We start from the raw sequence: 456 nt of genomic DNA on the forward strand, positions 1-456 counted from the left end.
CTGATATATCACGTAAAGAACTTGGTTATTCCTGGAATGTTGGGCCTTCGCAACACTTTGAAAGACGAGCCTCTATTGAGCGATTATATGCTGACTTCGCAAATGGCATATTTTCGCGAATGCCGTCTACAACGGGTCATGGCCCAGGCAAAGGTCGAGCGGACAAAGCTGAGCAAATTGCGGTTACCAAGCGAATCATCGCAGATGAAATTAGGCATGTGCTTGATGTGGAGATCGCTATGCATAATGCTCGCCCTACCGAGGGCCTCTACATGTCGCCTTTAGAGTATATTCGGCAAAAAATCACAGCCAACAATAATCATCTGATTTTGCGCAAGCTCCCGAATGCGGATGTGCAGAATTCTTCTGAAATTTTGGTTAGAAAGCAACGCGTATACGTCAGAGGAGGGCGTAAAACTGGTCGTGCGCCGCACATTCAATTTGCAAGGGTTAAAT

General features: G+C 46.3%; 1 pseudogene. It reads left to right on the top strand.

The features are described from left to right. Positions 1-456: pseudogene (locus AC1DLB_RS32080) on the top strand (hypothetical protein); the annotation flags it as partial.

The organism is Pseudomonas sp. 05N434 (genome assembly GCF_056396965.1).